Annotated in this window: 27 protein-coding genes; 4 read left to right on the forward strand and 23 right to left on the reverse strand. The window is 40.4% G+C overall.

The genetic code is table 11. From position 1 onward, the window contains the following. Positions 1-29: 29 nt before the first annotated feature. From spoIID to ACFSO7_RS22700, 3 genes are all read right to left on the reverse strand, one after another. A complete protein-coding gene (gene spoIID, locus ACFSO7_RS22690) occupies positions 30-1,064 on the reverse strand; it encodes a stage II sporulation protein D (protein WP_377879734.1) in 1,035 nt (344 codons plus the stop codon). A 243-nt stretch (positions 1,065-1,307) separates the two neighbouring features. Then, positions 1,308-2,618 (reverse strand): UDP-N-acetylglucosamine 1-carboxyvinyltransferase, encoded by a 1,311-nt coding sequence (gene murA / locus ACFSO7_RS22695; protein WP_377879735.1) that lies wholly within the window; start codon positions 2,616-2,618, stop codon positions 1,308-1,310. Between the two features lie 32 nt (positions 2,619-2,650). Beyond that, positions 2,651-3,415, reverse strand: a complete 765-nt coding sequence (locus tag ACFSO7_RS22700) for a YwmB family TATA-box binding protein (RefSeq protein WP_377879736.1) — start codon at positions 3,413-3,415, stop codon at positions 2,651-2,653. Between the two features lie 315 nt (positions 3,416-3,730). Between ACFSO7_RS22700 and ACFSO7_RS22705 the strand changes: the two genes are divergently transcribed. The 4 genes from ACFSO7_RS22705 to ACFSO7_RS22720 all read left to right on the forward strand — a co-directional run bounded on the left by ACFSO7_RS22705 (position 3,731) and on the right by ACFSO7_RS22720 (position 4,940). Further along, the gene (locus ACFSO7_RS22705; protein ID WP_377879737.1) at positions 3,731-4,324 is read left to right on the forward strand and encodes a transposase; all 594 of its coding nucleotides are present in this window, start codon (positions 3,731-3,733) and stop codon (positions 4,322-4,324) included. Between the two features lie 61 nt (positions 4,325-4,385). Beyond that, positions 4,386-4,517, forward strand: coding sequence for an ATP-binding protein (locus ACFSO7_RS22710; RefSeq protein ID WP_377879985.1), 132 nt, complete (start codon positions 4,386-4,388; stop codon positions 4,515-4,517). A 52-nt stretch (positions 4,518-4,569) separates the two neighbouring features. Next, positions 4,570-4,734, forward strand: a complete 165-nt coding sequence (locus ACFSO7_RS22715; protein WP_377879986.1) for an ATP-binding protein — start codon at positions 4,570-4,572, stop codon at positions 4,732-4,734. 68 nt (positions 4,735-4,802) lie between these two features. Beyond that, positions 4,803-4,940, forward strand: coding sequence for a magnesium chelatase subunit ChlI family protein (locus ACFSO7_RS22720; RefSeq protein ID WP_377879739.1), 138 nt, complete (start codon positions 4,803-4,805; stop codon positions 4,938-4,940). 91 nt (positions 4,941-5,031) lie between these two features. Here ACFSO7_RS22720 and ACFSO7_RS22725 read toward each other — a convergent pair whose 3' ends face one another. From ACFSO7_RS22725 to atpB, 20 genes are all read right to left on the reverse strand, one after another. Next, positions 5,032-5,265, reverse strand: a complete 234-nt coding sequence (locus ACFSO7_RS22725) for a DUF1146 family protein (protein WP_377879740.1) — start codon at positions 5,263-5,265, stop codon at positions 5,032-5,034. Positions 5,266-5,600: 335 nt separating this feature from the next. Next, positions 5,601-7,118, reverse strand: a complete 1,518-nt coding sequence (nuoN, locus tag ACFSO7_RS22730; RefSeq protein WP_377879742.1) for an NADH-quinone oxidoreductase subunit NuoN — start codon at positions 7,116-7,118, stop codon at positions 5,601-5,603. A gap of 6 nt (positions 7,119-7,124) precedes the next feature. Beyond that, positions 7,125-8,645: an NADH-quinone oxidoreductase subunit M gene (locus tag ACFSO7_RS22735; protein ID WP_377879743.1), complete on the reverse strand. Its 1,521-nt coding sequence runs from the start codon at positions 8,643-8,645 to the stop codon at positions 7,125-7,127. Then, positions 8,642-10,501, reverse strand: a complete 1,860-nt coding sequence (gene nuoL / locus ACFSO7_RS22740) for an NADH-quinone oxidoreductase subunit L (RefSeq protein WP_377879744.1) — start codon at positions 10,499-10,501, stop codon at positions 8,642-8,644. Before nuoL ends, ACFSO7_RS22735 begins: the two co-directional genes overlap by 4 nt. A 97-nt stretch (positions 10,502-10,598) precedes the next feature. Continuing rightward, on the reverse strand, positions 10,599-10,913 hold the full coding sequence (gene nuoK / locus ACFSO7_RS22745) for an NADH-quinone oxidoreductase subunit NuoK (RefSeq protein ID WP_377879745.1): 315 nt from the start codon (positions 10,911-10,913) through the stop codon (positions 10,599-10,601). Next, positions 10,910-11,431, reverse strand: coding sequence for an NADH-quinone oxidoreductase subunit J (locus ACFSO7_RS22750; RefSeq protein ID WP_377879747.1), 522 nt, complete (start codon positions 11,429-11,431; stop codon positions 10,910-10,912). Before ACFSO7_RS22750 ends, nuoK begins: the two co-directional genes overlap by 4 nt. After that, entirely contained in the window at positions 11,428-11,847 is a 420-nt protein-coding gene (gene nuoI / locus ACFSO7_RS22755) for an NADH-quinone oxidoreductase subunit NuoI (RefSeq protein WP_377879748.1), read from the reverse strand. The genes ACFSO7_RS22750 and nuoI overlap by 4 nt, the downstream gene beginning before the upstream one ends. A 76-nt stretch (positions 11,848-11,923) precedes the next feature. Continuing rightward, positions 11,924-12,931 (reverse strand): NADH-quinone oxidoreductase subunit NuoH, encoded by a 1,008-nt coding sequence (nuoH, locus tag ACFSO7_RS22760; RefSeq protein ID WP_377879749.1) that lies wholly within the window; start codon positions 12,929-12,931, stop codon positions 11,924-11,926. Then, the gene (locus ACFSO7_RS22765) at positions 12,931-14,031 is read right to left on the reverse strand and encodes an NADH-quinone oxidoreductase subunit D (RefSeq protein ID WP_377879750.1); all 1,101 of its coding nucleotides are present in this window, start codon (positions 14,029-14,031) and stop codon (positions 12,931-12,933) included. The genes nuoH and ACFSO7_RS22765 overlap by 1 nt, the downstream gene beginning before the upstream one ends. Before the next feature lie 4 nt (positions 14,032-14,035). Beyond that, positions 14,036-15,232 (reverse strand): NADH-quinone oxidoreductase subunit C, encoded by a 1,197-nt coding sequence (locus ACFSO7_RS22770; RefSeq protein WP_377879751.1) that lies wholly within the window; start codon positions 15,230-15,232, stop codon positions 14,036-14,038. 3 nt (positions 15,233-15,235) lie between these two features. Next, positions 15,236-15,748 (reverse strand): NuoB/complex I 20 kDa subunit family protein, encoded by a 513-nt coding sequence (locus tag ACFSO7_RS22775; protein WP_377879752.1) that lies wholly within the window; start codon positions 15,746-15,748, stop codon positions 15,236-15,238. Continuing rightward, positions 15,739-16,113 (reverse strand): NADH-quinone oxidoreductase subunit A, encoded by a 375-nt coding sequence (locus ACFSO7_RS22780; RefSeq protein ID WP_377879753.1) that lies wholly within the window; start codon positions 16,111-16,113, stop codon positions 15,739-15,741. Before ACFSO7_RS22780 ends, ACFSO7_RS22775 begins: the two co-directional genes overlap by 10 nt. Positions 16,114-16,610: 497 nt before the next feature. After that, on the reverse strand, positions 16,611-17,018 hold the full coding sequence (locus tag ACFSO7_RS22785; RefSeq protein WP_377879754.1) for a F0F1 ATP synthase subunit epsilon: 408 nt from the start codon (positions 17,016-17,018) through the stop codon (positions 16,611-16,613). Between the two features lie 21 nt (positions 17,019-17,039). Continuing rightward, positions 17,040-18,461 carry a F0F1 ATP synthase subunit beta gene (atpD, locus tag ACFSO7_RS22790; RefSeq protein WP_377879755.1) on the reverse strand — a complete coding sequence of 474 codons (1,422 nt, stop codon included), beginning with the start codon at positions 18,459-18,461 and terminating at the stop codon, positions 17,040-17,042. A 95-nt stretch (positions 18,462-18,556) separates the two neighbouring features. Further along, positions 18,557-19,414 (reverse strand): ATP synthase F1 subunit gamma, encoded by an 858-nt coding sequence (gene atpG / locus ACFSO7_RS22795; protein ID WP_377879756.1) that lies wholly within the window; start codon positions 19,412-19,414, stop codon positions 18,557-18,559. Between the two features lie 165 nt (positions 19,415-19,579). Next, on the reverse strand, positions 19,580-21,088 hold the full coding sequence (atpA, locus tag ACFSO7_RS22800; protein ID WP_377879757.1) for a F0F1 ATP synthase subunit alpha: 1,509 nt from the start codon (positions 21,086-21,088) through the stop codon (positions 19,580-19,582). A 24-nt stretch (positions 21,089-21,112) separates the two neighbouring features. Next, on the reverse strand, positions 21,113-21,649 hold the full coding sequence (locus ACFSO7_RS22805) for a F0F1 ATP synthase subunit delta (RefSeq protein ID WP_377879758.1): 537 nt from the start codon (positions 21,647-21,649) through the stop codon (positions 21,113-21,115). Beyond that, positions 21,646-22,173, reverse strand: coding sequence for a F0F1 ATP synthase subunit B (atpF, locus tag ACFSO7_RS22810; protein WP_377879987.1), 528 nt, complete (start codon positions 22,171-22,173; stop codon positions 21,646-21,648). The genes ACFSO7_RS22805 and atpF overlap by 4 nt, the downstream gene beginning before the upstream one ends. 176 nt (positions 22,174-22,349) lie before the next feature. Then, complete coding sequence (gene atpE, locus ACFSO7_RS22815; protein WP_377879759.1) at positions 22,350-22,562, reverse strand: F0F1 ATP synthase subunit C; 213 nt, start codon at positions 22,560-22,562, stop codon at positions 22,350-22,352. Positions 22,563-22,626: 64 nt separating this feature from the next. Next, on the reverse strand, positions 22,627-23,337 hold the full coding sequence (atpB, locus tag ACFSO7_RS22820; protein WP_377879760.1) for a F0F1 ATP synthase subunit A: 711 nt from the start codon (positions 23,335-23,337) through the stop codon (positions 22,627-22,629). Positions 23,338-23,346: the final 9 nt, after the last annotated feature.

A 23,346-nucleotide genomic window follows, 5' to 3' on the forward strand; every position in this document is an offset into this window, starting at 1 on the left:
CCCCCATTCCTTTAAAGCACTAAACTAGTTTATTTTTTAGCGGTGATGGTGTTGAGGTGCTGGTCTGCTGTTTGGATGTTAACGCCTTGGTAGTAGTATTTAACGATTTGTTCATAGTTTTTTCCTTCTTTGGCCATTCCGTTGGCGCCGTATTGGCTCATGCCGACGCCGTGTCCATAGCCTTTTGTATTAATCACAATATGGTTGCCTTTTCTTACCCACGAGAAGTCTGATGATTTTAAATCTAATTTATCCCGTATATCCCTACCACTCAACGTCTTGCCATCAAATTTTACTTTTGCTACCCGATTACCTTCTGTTTTTTCAATAATTTGACCAATTTGTTCACTTCCATTTAATTTAACTCCAAGCTTTTGCTCAAAATCTGCGATGGTCATGACTACTTGATCTGTAAATTTCGGTGACTCCTCCACATCCCAAGGACTTTTCACACTTCGTAAATATGGAAAGGCATTCTGCCAGTAATCCTCAGAGTTTTCTGTATAGCCATTGCTTGTCGAGAAGAAAGTCGTAAAGATAGGTGACCCTTCATAAGTTAATATTTGTCCTTTTGTCGCAAGCACTGCCTCTTGGATTTTTTTTAACTTCCAACTATAATCTAATTTCCAATCTTGCTTCAACTCTTCATCATCTCTAAAAACTTGATGGTTCACCGAATCGGTTACATCTGCACCCTCTGGCACCCCGATTTTTTCAGCACTCATCATTTGTTTAACAATATACGTTCTTGCTGTTAATGCTTGAGCCTTTAACGCCTCTAATTCAAAATCAGCTGGCATTTCTGCAGCGACAACGCCAACCACATAACGTTCCAAAGGAAGATTCTCAATATGTTTTTTTGACATTCGATACACAGCAACTTCTATCGCAGAATCAAGCTGACTTGCATCTACTGTCACTGCTTTATGCCTCTGGGAGCTTAAACCTTCTCCTAACTTCCCACTCGCCTTATCCGAAAACGGTAAAACAAGTAATGCTGGAATCAATAAAGTGATCGTAAATAGAATTGCAGTTAGTACGACGAAAGGTTTGATGTTTTTCATGAATTCGATCCTCCATTAGAAGTATTAACAAGCACAAATAGGCTAGTTCTCTACACATTCTTATGGAGAAGGACAAGCATTTATGACAGATTTATTTATTAAATTAATTACGCTTTAACACTTTAAAGTTCTGGGGGACTGACCCCCACCGCTTTAACGCATTAACGTCCTGGGGGTCAGTCCCCCGGCACTTTAAAGCACTAAAACAAAAAAGCTCTACCATTATGGCAGAGCTCCGTTTTGTTATGCATTTAGATCAGATATAATTTTTTCGTCCATTTCAATGGCTTCGATGTCTTTTACGCGTTCGATGTCTGCCCCTAGTCCCGCTAGTTTTTGATGGAAGTTCACATATCCGCGATCTAAGTGTTTTAATTCTGTCACGCGTGTAACTCCTTCGGCTACTAGGCCTGTCAATACTAAGGCTGCTGCTGCACGAAGGTCTGTTGCCGACACTTCTGCCCCTTGAAGGTCAGATGGTCCTGATAAAATCACAGAACGACCTTCAATTTTAATATCCGCATTCATACGACGGAATTCTTCTACATGCATGAAGCGATTTTCAAATACCGTTTCTGTTATCATACTTGTGCCTTGTGCACGAAGTAACAAAGCCATCATTTGTGATTGCATATCTGTTGGGAATCCAGGGTGAGGCATGGTTTTAATATCAACCGCCTTTAACTTTTCAGGTCCAATAACTCGTACCCCATCCTCTTCCTCAATAATCATAACGCCCATTTCTTCCATTTTGGCAATCAATGAAGAAAGATGCTCTGGAACGGCTCCTTGAACCAAAACATTCCCTTGTGTAAGCGCAGCCGCTACCATAAAGGTTCCTGCCTCAATACGATCTGGAATAATGCTATGCTCTACACCATACATACGATCGACGCCTTCGATACGAATCGTTCCCGTACCAGCTCCACGAACATTTGCACCCATTGCATTTAAAAAATTCGCCAGGTCAACGATTTCAGGTTCTTTTGCCACGTTTTCAAGGACGGTTGTACCTTTTGCTAAAGTTGCCGCCATCATAATATTTTCGGTCGCACCTACACTAGGAAAATCCAAATAAATCTTTGCTCCGTGTAAACGACCGTTTGGTGCTTCTGCTTCAATAAACCCGTTCCCAACCTTCACCGTAGCACCCATCGCTTCAAAGCCTTTTAAGTGCTGGTCAATTGGGCGTGATCCAATGGCACAGCCACCAGGCAAAGCAACACGCGCACGTCCATTTCTCGCTAATAAAGAACCCATTACTAAGACAGAAGCTCTCATTTTACGTACATATTCAAACGGTGCTTCTACTTTTAATTCTCTGGATGCATCTACAACAACTTGATTATTTTTAAACTCCACTTCGGCGTTTAGATATCTTAATACTTCATTGATCGTATATACATCGGAGAGAGTCGGCACATCTTTAATTATGCTCTTCCCTTCACTTGCTAATAATGTTGCAGCGATCACAGGTAAAACGGCATTTTTTGCTCCTTCTACTTTGACGGTACCGTTTAAACGCTGTCCGCCACGGACAATGATTTTTTCCAAGTGTATTCCCCTCCGCGTCCAATTTCTCTATATTAATATTCAATCGTGATGATGGGTGTGCCAACTACAAGGGTAGTCTTTGCGCCCAATCCATTCGATCTAATCGCTAATTGTAAATTCATATCATCATGTTTCGTTTGTAGTTTTTCAGCAAAAAGGTTTGATGAGGCCGAAATGGAGACAAACGCTGATTCATGAAGTGATTCAATTTCTTTAGCATTAAAGGCTTCAAGCCAATTATTTACTGTTTCAGATAAAGTCAAAGACGAATCAATCTTATCACTGATATCCGCTTTCATACAAGAGAAATTTGTGGGATTTCCACGAAATATGGCAGTTATTCGAGATATCCATTTTTCATGGAAAAAATCCTCTGTTTTTTGATTCCATTTTGTTCCTTTTACCTCATATATGATATACGAATGAAGTTGATTATTTGTGAGGGTTGCCATCATTTTAATGGTTTCTTTATAAGCGTTGGAAGTTTTTGTGGTGGCAATCGCTTCCCATTTATCGTTATTTTGATGAATAGACCAATCCCAATTCGGGAATTCTTTCATTAGCTTTGTTTGTAATTGAATGACTTCTTCTATTTTACTAAATGAGGTAAGATGCTCGCGGGAATGAATCATCCATTCTTGGATATCAACCTTTTCTTCTTCAAGAACCGATGCAATTGTCATCAATTCATTATGACCGCTTTCTCGATTGCTCGCTACAATCGACTGATTCCCAAATTGTAAAAAAACAAAACCAACAATCCCAATAATCGATAATAAAGTAACTATTCTATTCATCTAAATATCCCCTCTCCTTACTACTCATTGTTTCCAACGAAAGAAAGAGCATACATGGGAAATCTCGTCACTTTTAGACAAACACTTTCACCCTTTAAAGCACTGGGGGTCAGTCCCCCGGTGATTTACCGCGTTAAAGTCACAGGGCGAACTACTTTACTTTATGCACTTATACATCTTACTGAAATTGTTGGAAATAGGGAACATGTAACAAGTCCTATTTATTTTTGGAATTGAAAATTCCCCTATGAAAATAGAGGAATTTGGATGACTCTATAGAAATAAATACGTATCAAATTTTTAGGAGGTATTCCATTGTCACGAAAGCATAGGATTTGGTTTCCTGGTGCAACCTATCATATTACCGCTCGTGGTAACAGAAAGGCGCTTATTTTCTTTGATGACCATGATCATCAAAAATTTCTAACCATCGTGAAAGAAACTAAAGAAATATACCCCTTCGATCTTCACTCTTATTGCCTCATGAAAAATCATATTCATTTTCTCCTAGAAACAGCGAACATTCCCATCACTGATATTATGAAAACCATCAATACTACCTACGCGATTTATTTAAATAAGCGGCACGAACTAAATGGTCATGTATTTCAAGGACGTTTTCATTCCGAATTAATTACTGATGCAAAATATTTCCTCAATACAAGCAGGTATATCCACCTAAATCCTTTAGAAGCAGAAATGGTGACAAACCTCCAAGATTATCATTGGAGCAGTCTCCCTTCTTTCTTCTCCTCAGCTAAAAATTCTTTAGTTTCTAAAGAAAAAATCTTATCCTTCTTCCCTGAACCACAAATTGAAAATTATTTAAAATTTTTACATGCCCCAAACAAAAAAGCAGAATATATATTAGCCTCACTCAAAAGGGAGGAAACACTATGTTGGTCGTAATTTTTTCCAGGAGTCTATTTCTAATGAAAATGGCAAATCACTAATCGAATTTGCCCATATCATTGGCCATCATCAAGCAGAAAGAGCATTGGAAATTGCAGCGACTGGTGGTCACCACATCCTCTTGTTTGGTCGTCCTGGGGTTGGCAGAAACCTTTCCTCCCATACACCACCACCCACATCTGAACATTAACTTGAGGGAATTAGTCTTTATCAGTTAGCAGCAGTATCCAAACCACCTTTACATAGAACTCGTTAAGACAACCACACCATTCTCCTCTGCTGTTTCTCTTATTGGAGGAGGCTCAAGAAATTCCTTAGCCCATAATGGCATATTGTTTGTGGATGAAATGGCTGAATTTCCCGAAAAAAATTGTCTAGCTATAGCGCCTAGTCCCTCGAGGTCATAACAAGATCCCTAAAAGAAGGCAAAGAACACCCTCTTTTAGGGATCTCGTCTTATGCTTGTCGGTATGCCATGACCCATCATTTAAGTACGAGATCCCAAATGAAAATACTTCGAGTCGCACGAACCATCTCAGACCTGTCAAATCATGAAACCATCACACACGAAGCCCTTAAAGAAGCACTCTCCCTTAGACAAAACGAATTTTAAAAACTTTACCACTTTAAAGCGCCGGGGGTCAGTCCCCCAGTAGTTTAATGCGTTAAAGTGCTGGGGGACTGACCCCCACTACGTTAGTGTGTTAAAGGATTAGGGGGAGTTGGCGGGACCATTGTAGGTAGTCTAGGAAGAAGTTGCTGACGATGGAGCCTAGGGCAATGGATAGTAGGATGTATAAGGCACGAGCTTGTAGAACTCGGTTTGGTTTGAGTAAACGGTCTAGTTTGATGGATTGTAATGCCCACCAAGACAGTCCAATAAAAATTAAATTAACGACGATCCCAATTAATGCATCATATCCGAAAGAAGCCAGCATAAATAAGTAACCTCCTATTTAAAAAATAACCCATTTATCCCACTCTTAACGGGCAGTAAGACCCCCTCCTCAGGTTTCAGAGTAAACAAAGAAGATTGGTAGGGGGGCAACTGCCCGTAAAGGTCCGATTGGTTCAACTAACCATCAGTGGGGAATGAAAAAAACCCCCACTGATGGAAGTTTCACTTTATTGTAACATGCACCGATAAATTACAAAAACAAAAAGGAAGGAGCCCCTTTACTCCTTCCTTCCGTATGAGAAGGTTGCCTCAGCACAAGGCAACACTCCCCTATTTATCCCCAATAAACCGTTTCTCCCATTAAGAAAAGCTTACTTATTGTAAGAAATCCCTAAACTGATTAAAGTTTTCATGTAAAAAGTCTAAAGCTATGTTTGGCGCGATTCCAAGTAGGACGGTACCAACTAAGCTTCCAACTAATACAATCACTAATGCCACTGGAATATTGAATTTACTATCATCAGCAGCAGGTCTAAAGAACATTTGTGTCAAGATTCCAAAATAATAGAAGTAAGAAATGACAGTTGTCGCAATCATAATGGATGCTAACACATAATGAGCTGGGTCAGTTGAAAAAGTTCCCATAAAGATGTGAAGCTTTCCAATGAATCCTGCCGTACCTGGAAAACCAGCTAATGATAAAATTAACACTGCCATTGTTACCGCTAAGATTGGCGCACGACGGTATAGTCCAGCAAACTGATGGATATCTTCTGAGCCTGTCTTTGCTCCGATAAGCTGGATGACAGCAAATGCTCCAACATTCATGAATAAATAAGCTAATAAATAGTACCAGATTGCATCAAATGTGAAGAACCCTAAAGTAGTGAAAGCTACTAGAATATAACCGGCATGGGCAATACTAGAGTAAGCAAACATTCTTTTCACATTCGTTTGTCTTAAGGCAACAACGTTACCAATGATCATCGTTGCCCCAGCAAGGAAGCCTAAATAATCTTGAAGATGGACAAGCATCGGTATTGGCTCTGGACCATCTGAAGCAGGCATTGACATGAAAACAGATATAATAATTCTCATCACTATGACAAATCCAGCTGTTTTCGATACGACACTTAAAAAGGCCGTTACTGGCGTTGGAGCTCCTTGATAAACATCCGGTGCCCACATATGGAACGGAGCAGTCGCAAGTTTAAAAGAAAGTCCTATAAATGTCATGAAAAAGGCTAAGCCTAATAAATAGATTTGTTGTGAATCATAAAGAGCAGATAAAACACTGATCATGCCTTTAATATTCGTTGTACCCGTCAATCCATAAATATAGCTCATCCCAAAAAGCGTGATCGCAGTCGAGATGCTTCCATTAATCACATATTTCATTGCCGATTCATTCGATTTTAAATTGTTTCTTTGAATTCCGGCTAAAATATATGTGGAAATTGATAAAAGCTCTAGTCCGACGAAAAGAGTAATTAAATCGCCACTTGATGTCATCATCATGCCACCAAGTAACGCAGTTAAAAACAAATAATAAAATTCCCCTGTAAATTCTACCAGGCTCTCTTTTTTCTCATAGCCAATTGCTAATAATAAAACGAACATTGACCCGATTAATAAGAGCAATTTAAATGCGATTGCAAACGAATCTAGACGGAACGTGTCATAAAGAAGCGATGTCGTTTGGCCGCCAACAAGTCCTGCAAGATAAATCGTTGCGCCTGCAATTCCGGCTAAACCGATCCAGCCAAGAATTTTTCGATCTATTTTCTTTGGCATAAATAAATCTAACAAAGATAATAAAGTTGCTACACCAAGGATGATGAACTCCGGTGTCATGATACTCCATTTATATGATAGTAATTCCTGAAGATCCATCCTTCATCACCCTCCTAACCCAAGCATGATCGTCTCTAGTGTTGTTTGAATCGGCCCACTTAAAACCTTCGGGAATACTCCAACTAACACAATTAACGCCATTAAAGTGATAACTGGTACCCATTCCACTCTTCTAATATCTGTCAATCCGACAAATTCACGATGAGCTTTTCCGAATGTCATACCGAGTACTGCACGTAATAAATACACAGCAGTCATAATAATTCCAATTGTCCCAACTGCAGCAATAATCGGCATTTCCTCAAATAATCCTAAGAACGCCATAAATTCGCTGACAAATCCAGACATACCTGGTAATCCTAAAGAAGCCATCGCCCCTGCTAATAAAAATCCAGCAGCCACAGGCATTCCTTTTGCAATTCCACCTAAGTTTCCAATTAAAGAAGTATCTGTTCTCTCATAGAAAACCCCAACTAGGAAGAACATGAGGGCTGAAATTAATCCGTGAGAAACCACTTGGAAAATGGCTCCTTGAATTCCTGCCTGGTTCATCGCTCCTAATCCGATTAACACGATTCCCATATGAGAAATCGACGAGTATGCCAAAACCATTTTGAAATCTTTTTGGATAAACGCTAAAAATGCTCCGTATAGAAGGTTAATCACACCTAATATTGCTAATAGCACCCCTAAATCCGCAAATTGCTCTGGGAAGATCCCCATCCCAAATCGGATTAAACCGAAGGCACCAATTTTTAAAAGAATACCAGAGTGCAACATTACAATCGAAGGCGGTGCTTGTACGTGAACGCGAAGCATCCAACTATGTAATGGAAAAATAGGAAGCTTTACGCCAAACGCACAAATTAAAGCAAATAGTAATCCGTACTTCAGCGCATTCGATATCGGAGCAACTAATTGCACATCCGTTGAATTAATGATCTGTTTTAACGCTTCAATATTCGAAGTCCCAGTACGAGCAAATAGCACCATAATCACAATCAGTAGAATCGCAGACCCTAAACCGTTGTAAATTAAGAAACTAAATGCTGCTTTTTCTTTTTCAAAATAACCCCATTTTCCAATCAGGAAGAACGTTGGAATTAAGGTTAATTCAAAGAAGATAAAGAATAGGATTAAGTTTTCAGCAGCAAACACGCCGAGCATTCCTATTTCTAAAAGTAAGAAAAGTAGAAAATACCCTTTCCATTCTTTTTTAATATAAATAGATGCAACGGCAGCAAGTGTAGCCAATATGGAAGTAAGTAGAATCATCACCATTGCAAAGCCATCAATTCCAAGTTCAAAATGAACTGCAAAGAAGTTCTTATCAACCCCTTTGAAGCCACCGAACTGAATCCATCTTTTCACAATTGAAAAATCATCTAAACTCTTACCAGCAAGATAGTGAAGATAAATTGCAACCGACAACACAAGTGAAGGAAGAGTTGCTAAAAAGCCAACAAGCTTAATCGTCTTTTCTTGTGTTTTCGGCATGAAAGCGATAACCGCCATTCCTAAAAGAGGGGCAAATACTAAAAGAGTCAGAACATATGTTAGATTCATTTTATATACCCCCCTGTTAATGCATAGATGACTACTAAAATCGCGAGTCCAACGAAAGCAACCGCACCGTATGTTTGAATTTGACCTGTTTGCAGCTTCGAACCTGTTTTACCAAGTCCTTTGACAAAACCGACCACACCCATCACGATGCCTTCCACTAAGAACGTTTCAATGTAACGTAAGAAATGGCTGATCCCTTTTGTCACATTGACGATCGTTAGTTGATAAAACTCGTCGATATAATATTTGTTATACAAGATGTTATAAAGCGTTGACGCCCCTAACCAGTCACGTGAAATTGAACGTTTGCCGTAAATTAACCAAGCTAAGAATATCCCAGCTAATGAAACGACCGTTGCAACGATCATAATCCAAATTGGACCTTCCATATGACCATGTCCAAGTGCTTCATTACCTTCAACGAGCCAATCTCCTAAAAATGTTCCAAACCATGGTGTGTTCACATAACCAGCAACTACCGCTAAAACAGCTAGTAGCATCATTGGTAACGTCATCACACTAGGTGACTCATGAACATTCTTCATTTCACTGCGCGGCTTGCCAGTGAATACCATAAAGAACAGACGGAACATATAGAAAGCGGTGAAGAAAGCAGCTGCAACCGCTAGGATAAATAGAACAGGATGTCCACCTTCCCAAGCAGCAATTAGGATTTCATCTTTACTAAAGAAACCGGAAAATAACGGAACCCCACTAATCGCCAATGTCCCAATTAAAAATAACGGACCAGTGACGCGAAGCTTTTTCCATAAACCGCCCATTTCCTCGATATTTTGAGTATGCACAGCATGGATAACACTACCTGCTGCTAAGAACAGCAATGCTTTAAAGAAAGCATGTGTCATTAAATGGAACACACCTGCTACATAGCCTGCTGATCCTAATGCTAACATCATATAACCAAGCTGACTGACCGTTGAATACGCCAGCACACGCTTAATATCTGTTTGTACAAGACCAATGCTTGCGGCAAAGATCGCCGTCACAGCACCAATAATGGCAATCGTCGTTAAAGCTGTTTCACTCGCCGTAAATAACGGGAATAACGCAGCTACTAAATAAACCCCTGCGGCAACCATCGTTGCGGCGTGGATTAATGCGGAAACCGGCGTTGGACCTTCCATCGCATCTGGTAACCAAGTATGAAGTGGGAATTGACCTGATTTACCAACCGCTCCGACAAAAATTAAGATCGCAGTTAATGTAATCATCCCTTGTGTGACTTCACCAGCTGCTACTGCAGCAAAAATTCGATCATATTCAAAGCTGCCAACTTGCCAGAATAATAAAATCATCCCGATCAATAAGCCGACATCCCCGATACGTGTCATAATAAACGCTTTTTTCGCTGCGGCCCTTGCTTCATCTTTATAAAAATAGAAGCCAATTAATAGGAAGGAACCGACACCGACAAGCTCCCAGAAGAAATACGTTTGCAGTAAGTTTGGCGATAGAACAAGGCCAAGCATTGCAAAGGTAAACAAACCTAGGTAAGCGTAAAAGACTGGAAAGCGCTCATCACCGTGCATATACCCTTTGGAATAAGTATGTACAAGAAAACTTACGAGCGATACAATAACCAGCATTAATGCATTTAATTGATTCACTTCAAAGCCCGCTGTTAATGAAACATCTCCTATTTTCAGCCAAACCGTTTCTGCCTTGTATGTGTCCTCTGAAAATCTCTCAAACAGGACCAACAAGGAATAGACCAGAGACGCGAGTGTAAGAAGCATTCCTACAAAAGCGCTTGATTCTTTTAACCGTTTACCAAATAGAAGAAGGAACAAGAACGATAAAAGCGGGAAAAGCGGTATGATCCATGCATTTTCCATCTATCACATTCCCCTTTTTTGAAACTTGTGCCCTATTTTTAAGAGCTAACCAAGTCTCTCTTTTTCATGCCACTTCAATGGAAAGAAGCGGATTTATCTAGTTTTTCATCGAATTCATTTCATCGATATTAACCGTTTTGCGGTTACGGTATAGAGCTATCAAAATGGCTAAACCAACTGCTACTTCAGCAGCCGCAACAGCCATAACAAACAAAGCAAAGATCTGTCCTGTAATGCTCGGTGCTAAACCGTATTTGCTAAATGTAACTAAGTTAACATTGACAGCATTTAACATTAATTCAATCGAGATCAAAACAATGACGGTGTTTCTTTTTGTTAAGGCACCGTAAAGTCCGATACAAAATAAAATTAAGGCTAAGGCAAGAAAAGCTGAAGCTGGAACTGTACTCATTCCTTTTCCGCCTCCTCTTTGTCATCCTTTTTTGCTAAAATAATGGAACCAATAAGGGCCACTAATAGTAGGACAGATATTAATTCAAATGGAATAATGTATTTGGAATAAAGAGTTTCCCCTATTTGCATCGTATTGTTTGCGTGAAGGGTATTTGGCATTTGAACAAGGTCCAAATTGTAAATTCCAAGGTAGAAAGCAGCCGCAAATCCTAATACTCCTATGAAAATAGCTAGCCTTTTCCAAATACTCCCCGTAACAGTGCCTGCATCATCATGACGCGTTAACATAATCCCAAATAGCATAATGATCGTGATGGCCCCAGCGTAAATTAAAATCTGGACAGCCGCCACAAACTCAGCGGAAAGCAAGACAAAAATTCCAGCAATACTGATAAAGGTGAACACTAAAGCGACCACCATGTGAATTACTTTGGAAAGGTTTAATAAAAGCACACCGCCAATGACTGCTACTAGAGCAAGAGAAAGAAATGCTAAAAATTCGCCAGACCACGTCATGCTTTATTCTCCTTTCGAATATTTTCGTCATTTTCATCTAACCACTCTAAATTTTTAAACAAGGCATCACGACTGTACTCCGCAAGCTCAAAATTATTCGTCATAATAATCGCTTCTGTCGGACAAACCTCTGTACAAAGATCACACAAAATACATAACTCAAAATTAATATCATACGTATCGATGATTTTCCCTTTTTTCGTTGGGTCCGGATGTTTTTTACCAACTAGATCAATACACTCTGTTGGACAAATATTCATACATTGGTTACAGACGATGCATTTTTCTGGGTAAAACTTCTGAATCCCACGGAAACGATCCGGCAACGGAAGCGGCTTATTCGGATAATCATACGTTACCTTTTGCTTCGTCAACTGATTCAGGGTATATTTCATACCTTTTAATAAACCTAACATGTCATTTCACCCCTTTTTGGAAAAATCGGCCTTCGCCGAGCCAATAGGCGATAATCCTGCTTTTTATAAGATTTTTCTAGAATAACTCAATTAATTCTTTAATTAACGCTGTTAAGAAAATATTCGCTAGTGCGATTGGTAATAGCACCTTCCAACCGAACTCCATTAAATGGTCAGCACGTAAACGCGGGAAAGTTGCACGGAACCAAAGGAAAAGGAACACAACCACGCTGAATTTTAGCGCAAACCAAACCGCTCCTGGAATAAAGCCTAAAAACGGTAACGGTAGCCAGCCACCAAAGAATAATACGGTTACTAAGGCAGCCATCGCAAACAAATAAACATACTCTGAAAGCATGAAAAATGCCCAGCGGAAACCTGAATACTCGGTATGGAATCCGGCAATCAATTCGGATTCAGCTTCCACTAAGTCAAATGGTACACGGTTTAACTCAGCTGTTGCGGCAATTAAAAAGACAATAAACGCAATTGGCTGAGACACAATAAACCAAAGATTTTCTTGTGCATGCACAATATCATTTAAATTCAAACTTCCAGATAACAAAATAATTCCTAGTACAGACATAACAAGTGGGATTTCATATGAAATCATTTGCGCTGCCGCACGCATTCCCCCTAAAAGGGAATACTTATTGTTAGATGCCCAACCAGCAGTAACGGCACCAATTGTCGTTAAGCCCGATACGGCAATATAATATAATAGACCAACACCAATATCAGCAAATTGCAATTTATCAGTAAATGGAATGGTTGCTAAAACCATAAACGATGGTGCAAAAGCAATAACTGGAGCAATAATAAATAGAGGCTTATCCGCTAACTTTGGAATGGTATCCTCTTTTAATAAAAGCTTTAGTACGTCAGCGACCGTTTGTAATAGTCCCCATTTTCCCCCGATTTGGTTTGGACCAATCCGGTTTTGCATGAAACCTAATACTTTACGCTCCGCTAGAATGGCGTATGTTACGAATCCTAAAACAACTAGTAATAAAATAGTTGCTAATAAAAAGAATATCCCAAAGTTTAAAAGTCCTGGACTATTACTCAGCAATTCTTCAATCATTAGCCGTCAACCTCCCCAAGGACAATATCAATTGCCCCTAAAATGGCTATCAAGTTTGCAATATTTTCGCCTTTTAAAAGCTTAGGGAGAATTTGAAGGTTATAGAATGATGGTCTTCTGAACTTTAAGCGATATGGTTCTTTTTTGCCATCACTAGCAATATAACATCCGATTTCCCCACGTGGAGATTCAATTCTTACGAATGCCTCACCTTTAGGCGCTTTAATAATTTTTGGCACCTTAGCTAAAATTTCTCCTTCAGCAGGGAATTGTTCAACCGCTTGCTCTACAATACGTAGCGATTGTTCGATTTCATCTAGACGAATTTGGTAACGGCTTAAGCAATCACCAGCTTCTCTAGTCACGACATCAAAGTCAAAACGATCGTAGATGGAATACGGCTCATCCTTGCGAAGATCCCATTTAACCCCTGTACAGCGAAGGGTTGGACCACTCAATGAATATTGAATCGCTTCTTCCTTTGTATATTTTCCGACACCTTTTACACGGCTAAGGAAAATTTCATTTCCCGATACTAAATCATGATAGCCTGCCAGCTGCTCTCTCATATAAGGAACGAAGTCTCTTACTTTTTCAATCCAGCCTTCTGGCGCATCCCATTTAACGCCACCGACACGCATGTAGTTAAACGTTAAGCGAGCGCCACAAAGCTCATTTATCAAGTTGATAATCGCTTCTCGCTCACGGAAAGCGTATAAAAACGGCGTTGTCGCCCCTAAGTCAAGTAAATACGTTCCCCAACTTACAAGGTGGCTAACAATTCGACCAAGCTCCATCGCTATGACACGTAAATACTCGGCTCGGTCTGGTATTTCTAATCCCATCATCGTTTCGACTGCATGGCAGAGGACATAGTTATTCGTCATCGCCGATAAGTAATCTAATCGGTCTGTATATGGGATAATTTGTGTATATTGTAGGTTTTCAGCTAATTTTTCCGTACCTCGATGCAAGTAACCAATAACTGGTTTTGCCTCAATAATGGTTTCCCCTTCAATTTTTAAAATGATTCGAAAAACACCGTGCGTACTAGGATGCTGAGGTCCTACGTTGAGTAGCATTTCTTCTGTGCGTATCACTTACCTACACCTCCACATCATACGGCTCGTAGTCTTTGCGTAGAGGGTGACCAATCCAATCTTCCCCTAACATAATGCGGTTAAGGTTTGGATGACCTTCAAACTTAATACCTAATAGGTCATAAGCTTCACATTCAGGCCAATCCACTCCTACCCATAATGGAACTAAGGATTGTATTACTGGCTGATCACGATCAATCTTAACTTTTAAGGCAACAGACTGGCGGTTTTTGTATGAGAATAAATGAACATATACTTCCATATGGGTTTCAAAATCTGACCCATGAATTTCTGAGACATAATCAAAGCCTAATTGCTCATTATACTTTAAAAATTCTGCCACTTTAAAGTATGTATCCGACTTTACGACAAGAGTCGGGACATCCTTCGATAATTTATTAATATAGGAATCTTCTAGTACATCTGTTCCTAAATGCTCTTCAATCACTTTGACATATTTGTCAAGGTATGGCTGATTTGGTGACGGAGCAGCAGGTGTTTCGCTGGCAACAGGTGCTTCGCTTCCTGCAGTCTTGGCTTTCGCAGCAGCGGCAGCAGCGGCTTTTGCTTTTGCAGCAGCAATTGCTTTCGCTTTTTCATCGTCTCCTGCAGAGGCTGTGTCGCCTCCTTGTTGAGCGGCTAATTTTGCTTTTGCAGCAGCAGCAGCCTTTGCTTTTGCAGCGGCGATCGCTTTTGCCTTTTCGTCAGCACCGGCTGGCTCACTTGCCTGAACATCTGCAGAATCACTTGCTTCGGAAGCTTGTTGCTTTGCGAGTGCAGCAGCCTTCGCTTTTGCGGCAGCAGCAGCTTTTGCTTTCGCAGCGGCGGCAGCTTTTGCTTTTTCATCTGCTCCTGCTGGCTCGCTTGTGCTTGGTGCTGCTTCAGAAGGAACGTTTTCATTTACTGAATCACTTGCTTCTCCAGCTTGTTGTTTTGCCAGTGCAGCAGCCTTTGCTTTTGCGGCAGCAGCAGCTTTTGCCTTCGCAGCAGCGGCAGCTTTTGCTTTTTCGTCAGCAGTTGCAGCTGTTGGTGCTGAAGCAGCCTCAGTAGTGCTTACTTCTGTTTCCGGCGTTTCAACTGGCGTATTTGGTGTATCAGTAGCCACTTGACCTTGTTGTTTAGCCTGCAATTTGGCTAATGCAGCAGCCTTTGCTTTCGCCGCAGCTTCCTTTTTTAACTGATCTAGATCTTTTTCACTCATGGATTAGATCACCTTCTTCCCAGTTTTCGCCTCGTATCGAATCTTTTCCCTTAATTTATTGATACCATAAATTAAAGCAGCTGGGTTTGGCGGACAACCTGGTATATACACATCAACCGGTACAATTTGGTCCACACCTTTAACAACTGAATAAGATTTTACGTAAGGACCACCTGCAGTAGCACATGAGCCCATGGCAATAACCCATTTTGGCTCCGGCATCTGATCGTACAAACGACGTAGAACTGGCGCCATTTTTTTCGTCACTGTACCAGATACAATCATACAATCTGATTGTCGTGGAGAGTTTCTGAAAATCGTTCCGAAACGGTCCAAGTCATAATGCGCTCCACCGGTACCCATCATTTCGATTGCACAACAAGCAAGACCAAAAGTCATCGGCCAAATCGAATTACTTCTAGCCCAAGCTTTGACCTGCTCTAATGTCGTCATAAATACACTGCGCTTCAATTCTTCTAATTCAAGCTGTGAAATATTGTCTATTTTTAAATCCATTTTAACACCTTCTTCTTCCATGCATAGACAAGTCCAATCATGAGCATTACTACAAATATAGTCATCTCAATAAGTGCAAAAATCCCAAGTTTATCGTATGCTACTGCCCAAGGATATAAAAACACTGTTTCTACATCAAAAATAACAAACATTAGGGCAAAAATATAATAGCGGACATTGAACTGTACCCTTGAATCGTGGAATGGTTCAATACCGCTCTCATATGTGGTGTACTTCGCCTCACTCGGCTTATAAGGGCGTAACAGCTTACCTAGAAAAAGCGCCACCACAGGCAACAAAACCCCGAGACATAGGAACACAAATACCATCAGATAGTTATTCTGATATAAATTCAATAGCTCCATGCCATCCCCTCCAATGTTGTAAAATTTCCACCTTTATAATTGTAACCGAATACATTATATCATTGTTACAATTACGTGTCGACAAGCCATTATCATATATTGGGATTTCTCACTTTAAGCAAAAATTTAATTTTCAAAGTGCTCTTGATGCTAGAATCGATCGTGGCTTGCCAATTCTATTAAACCGTAAAAAACCTTTTTAGTAAGTGAGGTTTGTCAACATTGAACAGTTTTTCGCCGAAATTTGTCGATTTCAGAAAAAAAACGATTCTTTCTTTGATTTATTTAGCAGCCTACTAAATATATCCGTCTAGTTTTACGATATATCCGTTCGGATCTCCATTATATCCGCCGTGTTTCTAAATATATCCGTCCAAAACCTAAATATATCCGCGCTTATCAAAAATCTGACACATTTCTACCATGTTATGAATCACAAACGCACTCTATTTCCAAAAAAACACCTCTGGCACAAAGCCAGAGGTGTTTCACTTGTTTTAGAATTTTTTCTCCACAATGGAAAGGCGATTGATTGCGCGTTGAAGAGCGAGTTCCGCACGTTTGAAATCGACATTTGCTTGCTTCGACTCACGTAAGCGTTTCTCGGCACGTTCTTTTGCACGTAAAGCACGTTCTGCATCAATTTCGCTAGATTGCTCTGCGGATTGAGCTAAAATCGTTACTTTATCAGGGCGGACTTCCAAGAAGCCTCCACTAACTGCAACGTAATCTGTACTAGCGCCGTTAATTAAACGAACGACACCAATTTGTAACGGCGCAACCATTGGAATATGTCCAGCTAGAATACCTAACTCGCCGCTACCGGCCTTCGTACTGACCATTTCCACATCGGATTCATACACCGGGCCATCAGGAGTAACAACACTGACATTAATCGTCTTCATTTTTTACCCTCCTGACTCGTTTTAAACCTCTACACCCATCTTTTTAGCATTTTCGATTACTTCTTCGATGCGTCCAACTAGGCGGAATGCATCTTCTGGAAGATGATCATATTTACCTTCAAGGATTTCCTTGAAGCCTTTAACTGTTTCTTTAACTGGCACGTAAGAACCTTTTTGACCTGTAAACTGTTCAGCAACGTGGAAGTTTTGAGATAAGAAGAATTGGATACGACGCGCACGGTGTACAACTAATTTATCTTCATCAGATAACTCGTCCATACCTAAGATTGCGATAATATCTTGTAATTCTCTATAACGTTGTAATGTTTGTTGCACTTGACGAGACACTGAATAGTGCTCTTCACCAACGATATCAGGTGACAATGCACGTGAAGTTGATGCAAGTGGATCCACCGCAGGGTAGATACCCATCTCAGAAAGTTTACGCTCTAAGTTTGTTGTTGCATCTAAGTGAGCGAATGTCGTTGCTGGAGCCGGATCCGTATAGTCATCGGCAGGAACGTAAATCGCTTGGATTGATGTAACAGAACCTACGTTAGTAGATGTGATACGCTCTTGTAATTTACCCATTTCTGTAGCAAGAGTTGGTTGGTAACCTACGGCAGAAGGCATACGGCCTAATAACGCAGAAACCTCAGAACCTGCTTGTGTGAAACGGAAGATGTTATCCATGAAGAATAAAACGTCTTGTCCTTGCTCATCACGGAAATATTCAGCCATTGTTAAACCAGTTAGAGCAACACGCATACGAGCTCCAGGTGGTTCGTTCATTTGTCCGAATACCATCGCTGTTTGCTTGATAACTCCAGAATCAGTCATCTCGTGGTAAAGGTCATTTCCTTCACGAGTACGCTCACCTACACCAGCGAATACTGAGATACCGCTGTGCTCTTGAGCGATGTTGTTGATTAATTCTTGGATTAATACTGTTTTACCTACACCGGCACCACCGAATAGACCGATTTTTCCACCTTTAATATATGGAGCAAGAAGGTCTACTACTTTAATTCCTGTTTCAAGGATTTCTACTTCTGTAGAAAGTTGGTCGAATGTAGGAGCATCTCTATGGATCGAGTCACGACGTGCTTCAGCAGGGATTTCGTCTGCTAAGTCAATCGCTTCCCCTAATACGTTAAATACACGACCTAATGTTACATCTCCAACTGGAACAGAAATCGGTTTCCCTGTATCTTCTGCTTCAATACCACGAGTAACACCGTCAGTGGAAGCCATCGCGATCGTACGAACTGTATCATCACCTAAATGAAGGGCTACTTCAAGAGTTAAGTTGATGTCAACTTCTGATTCGTTACGCGCTTTATGATTAATTACTAATGCGTTATAAATCTCAGGTAATTGACCGTTTTCGAACTTTACGTCAATAACTGGACCCATAACTTGAAGAACGCGTCCTTTGTTCATCGTTTTCCCTCCTAACGTACTCATTACAAGAAAGGCGAGAAGGAGCCGAGCGGGGTCCTTCTGCCTGAATAAATTTTGAATTGTCTAGCTTTTCGCTATTCTAGTGCTGAAGCTCCACCAACGATCTCAGTGATCTCTTGAGTGATAGCTGCTTGACGTGCACGGTTATAGCTAAGGCTTAGGGAATTAATTAATTCCTTCGCATTGTCTGTTGCATTTTTCATTGCCGTCATACGGGCCGCATGTTCACTAGCTTTACTATCTAATAAAGCACCGTAAATTAAGCTTTCCGCATACTGTGGAAGGAGAACTTCTAAAATCTCTTCCGCAGAAGGCTCAAATTCATAAGATGTTAACTTAGATGAAGAAGCAATATCCGTAAGCGGTAAAACTTTCTTATCTGTTACATCTTGTTGAATCGCACTGACGTAATGACTGTAGTACATATATAATTCATCAATGGTTCCATCTGCAAACATACCAACGGTTTTGCTGGCAATATCCTTAATATCAGTAAAGCTTGGAAGATCAGCTACACCGACTGTTTCAAGGACAACGGACATTCCACGTTTTGTGAAAAAGTCACGAGCCATACGTCCGATAGCAATAACTGCAAACTCATCATTTGATTTATGACGTTTTTGTATCGTTTGGTAAACTTGGCGTAATACGTTACTGTTGTAACCACCGCATAAACCACGATCCGATGTGATTACTATATAACCTGTTTTCTTCACAGGACGAGTAACAAGCATTGGATGAGATACATCCTTACTACCAATAGCTATAGAAGAAGTAACCTCTTGAATTTTGTCCATGTAAGGGACGAATGATTTCGCATTCGTAACTGCACGACTCCACTTTGCTGAGTATACCATTTCCATCGCTTTAGTAATTTGGCTTGTCTTTTTTGTGGAAACAATCCGTGATTTTATATCGCGTAATGATGCCATAAGTTCTCACCACCCTTACTCAAGTTTATTAGCCCCATATTGTCTAGCTCCGGCGGCTAGCCCCTCGAGGTCAAAAGCCAATCCGTCAAGAAGGTAAAGAACAACCTTCATGCCGGCTCGTCTTTTGCTTGTCGGGGCTGAGCAAGCCGCCTCCGCTTTTCATAATTACTCAGATACTACGAACGTCTTTTTAAACGCGTTAATCGCAGCAGCCATATCTTCATCAGATGGAAGATCTTTTGTATTCACAATATGGTCTAACAACGCTTTTTGGTTGTGGTCTAACCATGTTAAGAATTCAGCTTCGAAACGACGAATATCTTGAACTGGAACATCATCTAAGAAGCCGCGTGTTAATGCATAAAGTATCGCTACTTGCTTCTCAACTTTTAATGGCTTATTTAGATCTTGTTTTAATACTTCAACTGTACGAGCTCCACGGTTAAGTTTTGCTTGAGTTGCTTTATCAAGGTCAGATCCGAATTGAGCAAATGATTCCAATTCACGGAAAGAAGCTAGATCTAGACGCAGTGTACCTGCTACCTTTTTCATCGCTTTAATCTGTGCAGATCCACCTACACGGGATACGGATAAACCAGCGTTGATAGCCGGACGTACACCGGAGAAGAATAAATCTGATTGTAAGAAAATTTGTCCATCTGTGATGGAAATAACGTTTGTTGGAATGTAAGCAGAAACGTCACCAGCTTGAGTTTCGATAAATGGAAGTGCAGTGATTGAACCAGCACCTAAAGTATCGTTAATCTTAGCGGCACGCTCTAACAAACGGCTGTGTAAGTAGAATACATCCCCTGGATATGCTTCACGACCTGGAGGACGACGTAATAATAGTGAAAGCTCACGGTAAGCCGCAGCTTGTTTGGATAAATCATCATATACGACAAGCACGTGACGGCCATTGTACATGAATTCTTCACCCATTGTTACCCCAGCATAAGGTGCTAAGAATAACATTGGAGCTGGTTGAGAAGCAGATGCTGTTACAACGATTGTGTAATCTAATGCACCATGCTTACGTAACATTTCTACTGCGTTACGAACAGTTGATTCTTTTTGACCGATGGCAACATAAATACATACCATGTTTTGGTCTCTTTGGTTAAGAATCGTATCGATCGCAACAGATGTTTTACCTGTTTGACGGTCACCGATAATTAACTCACGTTGTCCACGTCCGATCGGAACTAAAGCGTCAATCGCTTTAATACCAGTTTGAAGTGGTTCATGAACAGATTTACGAGCCATTACACCAGGTGCAAGAGCTTCGATTGGTCTAGTTTTCGTTGTGTTGATTGGGCCTAAGCCATCAACTGGTTGTCCTAGAGGGTTCACAACACGTCCGATTAACTCGTCACCAACTGGAACCTCCATGATACGACCTGTACGACGAACTTCGTCACCTTCTTTAATATCTGTGAAAGGACCAAGGATAATAATACCGACGTTATTTTCTTCAAGGTTTTGTGCCATACCCATAACGCCATTTGAAAATTCAACAAGTTCTCCAGCCATGACATTGTCGAGGCCATGAGCACGAGCGATACCGTCCCCAACTTGGATAACCGTACCTACATCACTCACTTGAATTTCCGACTGATAGTTTTCAATTTGCTTTTTAATCAGCGCACTAATTTCTTCAGCTTTGATGCTCATGAGTTTCACCCCTATCTTCGAAATCTATCCTAACAATTTACGTTCTAAACGTTCTAGCTTACCACGTAAGCTACCGTCAAAAATGCGATTCCCAATTCGTAGCTTTATGCCACCAAGTAATTCAGAATCAACAATGTTTTCAATGCGTAGTGATTTTTTACCAACCTTCGCTGCAAATGTTGCGGATAAACCTTCTTGTTCTGCTTCTGTTAACGGACGAATGCTGTACACAGTTGCTTCTGCAATACCACGCTCTTCATTCGATAACTCCACAAAATAATTAACTACATCCGCGATTTGATCTTCGCGATGGCGATCAATTAAGATCATTAAAGTATTCAATACAAATGAATTCACTTGAGAAAAAGATTCTTTAATAATCTCTTTCTTCTTTGCAATTGATACTTTAGGAGATTTTAATACGGCAGTTAGATCACTAGAATGAGTTAAAACTTCTTTAACTACACGAAGTTCTTCTTCCATTTGATCTAGAAGATTATTTTCCTTCGATAACTGGAAAAGAGCCAACGCATAGCGCTTTGCTACCGTAGAATTGCTCATCGCCCTTCTCCTGCCTCTTGGATATATTCATTAATTAATTTTTCTTGGTCAGCTGCACTTAGTTCTTTCTCAATTACTTTAGAAGCAATTAATACAGAAAGGCTTGCAACTTGGTCGCGAATAGCTGCGACTGCTTGTTCTTTTTGTTGTTCGATTTCACGTTTCGCTGCTTCTTTCACACGCTCTGATTCTGCACGTGCAGCCACGATGATTTCTTCACGTTGAACATCGCCTTGTTTTTTCGCGTTTTCAATTAATTCATGCGCTTCTTGACGAGCTTGCTTTAAAAGTTCACGTTGTTCTTCTAAAAGCTTGCTTGTTTCTTTACGGCTTTGTTCAGCCGCATTGATTTCGCCAGCAATATGCTCTTCACGCTGTTTCATGATGCCCATTAAAGGACCCCATGCGAATATTCTAAGCAGTACTAACAAGATAATGAACATAACGAGCTGGAACACAATGTCTCCACCGTTTATTTTACCTAGGCCAGCTTCTGCTGCACCTAAAACAAAATGACTTGTCATCACCACAGGTTCACTCCCTTCAAGAGTCTTACCCTTTTTAAAAACAGGGTGAATATATCAATCTGATTATTTTCAAGTTTGTGGACATAAAGGAATGGCGAAGGTTCTCATGGGAAAAACGCAAGACCGCTTTTCCTCGGAATGATCTCCGCCATTTTTGAACATTTTTTTATAAATTATTGACCTTGTACCATGAACGCGATAACAACCGCGATGATAGGAATCGCCTCAACTAACGCAACCCCGATGAACATTGTAGTTTGAAGCATACCACGAGCTTCTGGTTGGCGAGCCATACCTTCAACTGTTTTAGAAACGATAAGACCGTTACCGATACCTGCACCTAGTGCCGCTAAACCGATTGCAATTGCTGCTGCTAATAGACCCATTTTTTGTTTCCTCCTTAAAATGTATGAAAAGTATATTTTTGTTCAATAAATGAACGAGTTTATATTAATGGTCCTGGCTCACTTTATGTGCCAAATAAACCATTGTTAACATTGTAAAAATAAATGCTTGGATGGCGCCAACAAAGATTGAGAATCCTTGCCATACTAACATTGGTAGTGCTGCGGCTAAATGTCCGCCAACACCTGTAGCAAGACTTCCTGCTAGCAATCCTAAAAGAATCTCACCTGCGAAAATATTACCGTAAAGACGGAGACCTAACGTTAACGTATTGGCAAACTCCTCGATAATTTTCAGCGGGAACATAAACCACATAGGTCGGAAGAAATCCTTACCATATTCTTTTGCTCCCTTGAGCTTGATCGCATAGAAATGCGATAAACCCACAACCATTACGGCTAATGTTAATGTGATGGCTGGATCAGCGGTTGGTGATTTCCACCATAACTCGTGTCCAACTGTTATTGAAAATGGTAGACCTAGCATATTTGATACAAAAATATACATCAGTAAAGTGATCCCTAGAATATGGAATCTTCCACCTGTTTTCCAATCCATCGTGCTATTAACGATTCCTTTGACGAAGTCCATGACCCATTCAAAGAAATTTTGTATCCCTGTTGGTTTCATTGCTAACCTACGAGTGGATAATACCGCTATGATAAAAACAATGACACTAGCGATTGTAATCATCATCACGTTTGCTAAGTTAAAGGTTAAGCCCATAAACTCACGTAATGGAGCTTCATGATGCATCAGTTTTCA

This window comes from Bacillus sp. CGMCC 1.16607, from assembly GCF_042683745.1.
In the GTDB taxonomy this organism is placed as follows: domain Bacteria; phylum Bacillota; class Bacilli; order Bacillales; family Cytobacillaceae; genus Pseudoneobacillus.

Bases quoted from the DNA above. Each gene is read 5' to 3' on its own strand.
- spoIID (WP_377879734.1), bottom strand. From the start codon at position 1,064: ATGAAAAACATCAAACCTTTCGTCGTACTAACTGCAATTCTATTTACG.
- ACFSO7_RS22700 (WP_377879736.1), bottom strand. From the start codon at position 3,415: ATGAATAGAATAGTTACTTTATTATCGATTATTGGGATTGTTGGTTTT.
- ACFSO7_RS22720 (WP_377879739.1), top strand. From the start codon at position 4,803: ATGACCCATCATTTAAGTACGAGATCCCAAATGAAAATACTTCGAGTC.
- ACFSO7_RS22725 (WP_377879740.1), bottom strand. From the start codon at position 5,265: ATGCTGGCTTCTTTCGGATATGATGCATTAATTGGGATCGTCGTTAAT.
- nuoN (WP_377879742.1), bottom strand. From the start codon at position 7,118: ATGGATCTTCAGGAATTACTATCATATAAATGGAGTATCATGACACCG.
- ACFSO7_RS22735 (WP_377879743.1), bottom strand. From the start codon at position 8,645: ATGAATCTAACATATGTTCTGACTCTTTTAGTATTTGCCCCTCTTTTA.
- nuoL (WP_377879744.1), bottom strand. From the start codon at position 10,501: ATGGAAAATGCATGGATCATACCGCTTTTCCCGCTTTTATCGTTCTTG.
- nuoK (WP_377879745.1), bottom strand. From the start codon at position 10,913: ATGAGTACAGTTCCAGCTTCAGCTTTTCTTGCCTTAGCCTTAATTTTA.
- ACFSO7_RS22750 (WP_377879747.1), bottom strand. From the start codon at position 11,431: ATGACGTGGTCTGGCGAATTTTTAGCATTTCTTTCTCTTGCTCTAGTA.
- nuoI (WP_377879748.1), bottom strand. From the start codon at position 11,847: ATGTTAGGTTTATTAAAAGGTATGAAATATACCCTGAATCAGTTGACG.
- nuoH (WP_377879749.1), bottom strand. From the start codon at position 12,931: ATGATTGAAGAATTGCTGAGTAATAGTCCAGGACTTTTAAACTTTGGG.
- ACFSO7_RS22770 (WP_377879751.1), bottom strand. From the start codon at position 15,232: ATGAGTGAAAAAGATCTAGATCAGTTAAAAAAGGAAGCTGCGGCGAAA.
- ACFSO7_RS22775 (WP_377879752.1), bottom strand. From the start codon at position 15,748: ATGGATTTAAAAATAGACAATATTTCACAGCTTGAATTAGAAGAATTG.
- ACFSO7_RS22780 (WP_377879753.1), bottom strand. From the start codon at position 16,113: ATGGAGCTATTGAATTTATATCAGAATAACTATCTGATGGTATTTGTG.
- ACFSO7_RS22785 (WP_377879754.1), bottom strand. From the start codon at position 17,018: ATGAAGACGATTAATGTCAGTGTTGTTACTCCTGATGGCCCGGTGTAT.
- atpD (WP_377879755.1), bottom strand. From the start codon at position 18,461: ATGAACAAAGGACGCGTTCTTCAAGTTATGGGTCCAGTTATTGACGTA.
- atpG (WP_377879756.1), bottom strand. From the start codon at position 19,414: ATGGCATCATTACGCGATATAAAATCACGGATTGTTTCCACAAAAAAG.
- atpA (WP_377879757.1), bottom strand. From the start codon at position 21,088: ATGAGCATCAAAGCTGAAGAAATTAGTGCGCTGATTAAAAAGCAAATT.
- ACFSO7_RS22805 (WP_377879758.1), bottom strand. From the start codon at position 21,649: ATGAGCAATTCTACGGTAGCAAAGCGCTATGCGTTGGCTCTTTTCCAG.
- atpF (WP_377879987.1), bottom strand. From the start codon at position 22,173: ATGACAAGTCATTTTGTTTTAGGTGCAGCAGAAGCTGGCCTAGGTAAA.
- atpE (WP_377879759.1), bottom strand. From the start codon at position 22,562: ATGGGTCTATTAGCAGCAGCAATTGCAATCGGTTTAGCGGCACTAGGT.
- atpB (WP_377879760.1), bottom strand. From the start codon at position 23,337: ATGCATCATGAAGCTCCATTACGTGAGTTTATGGGCTTAACCTTTAAC.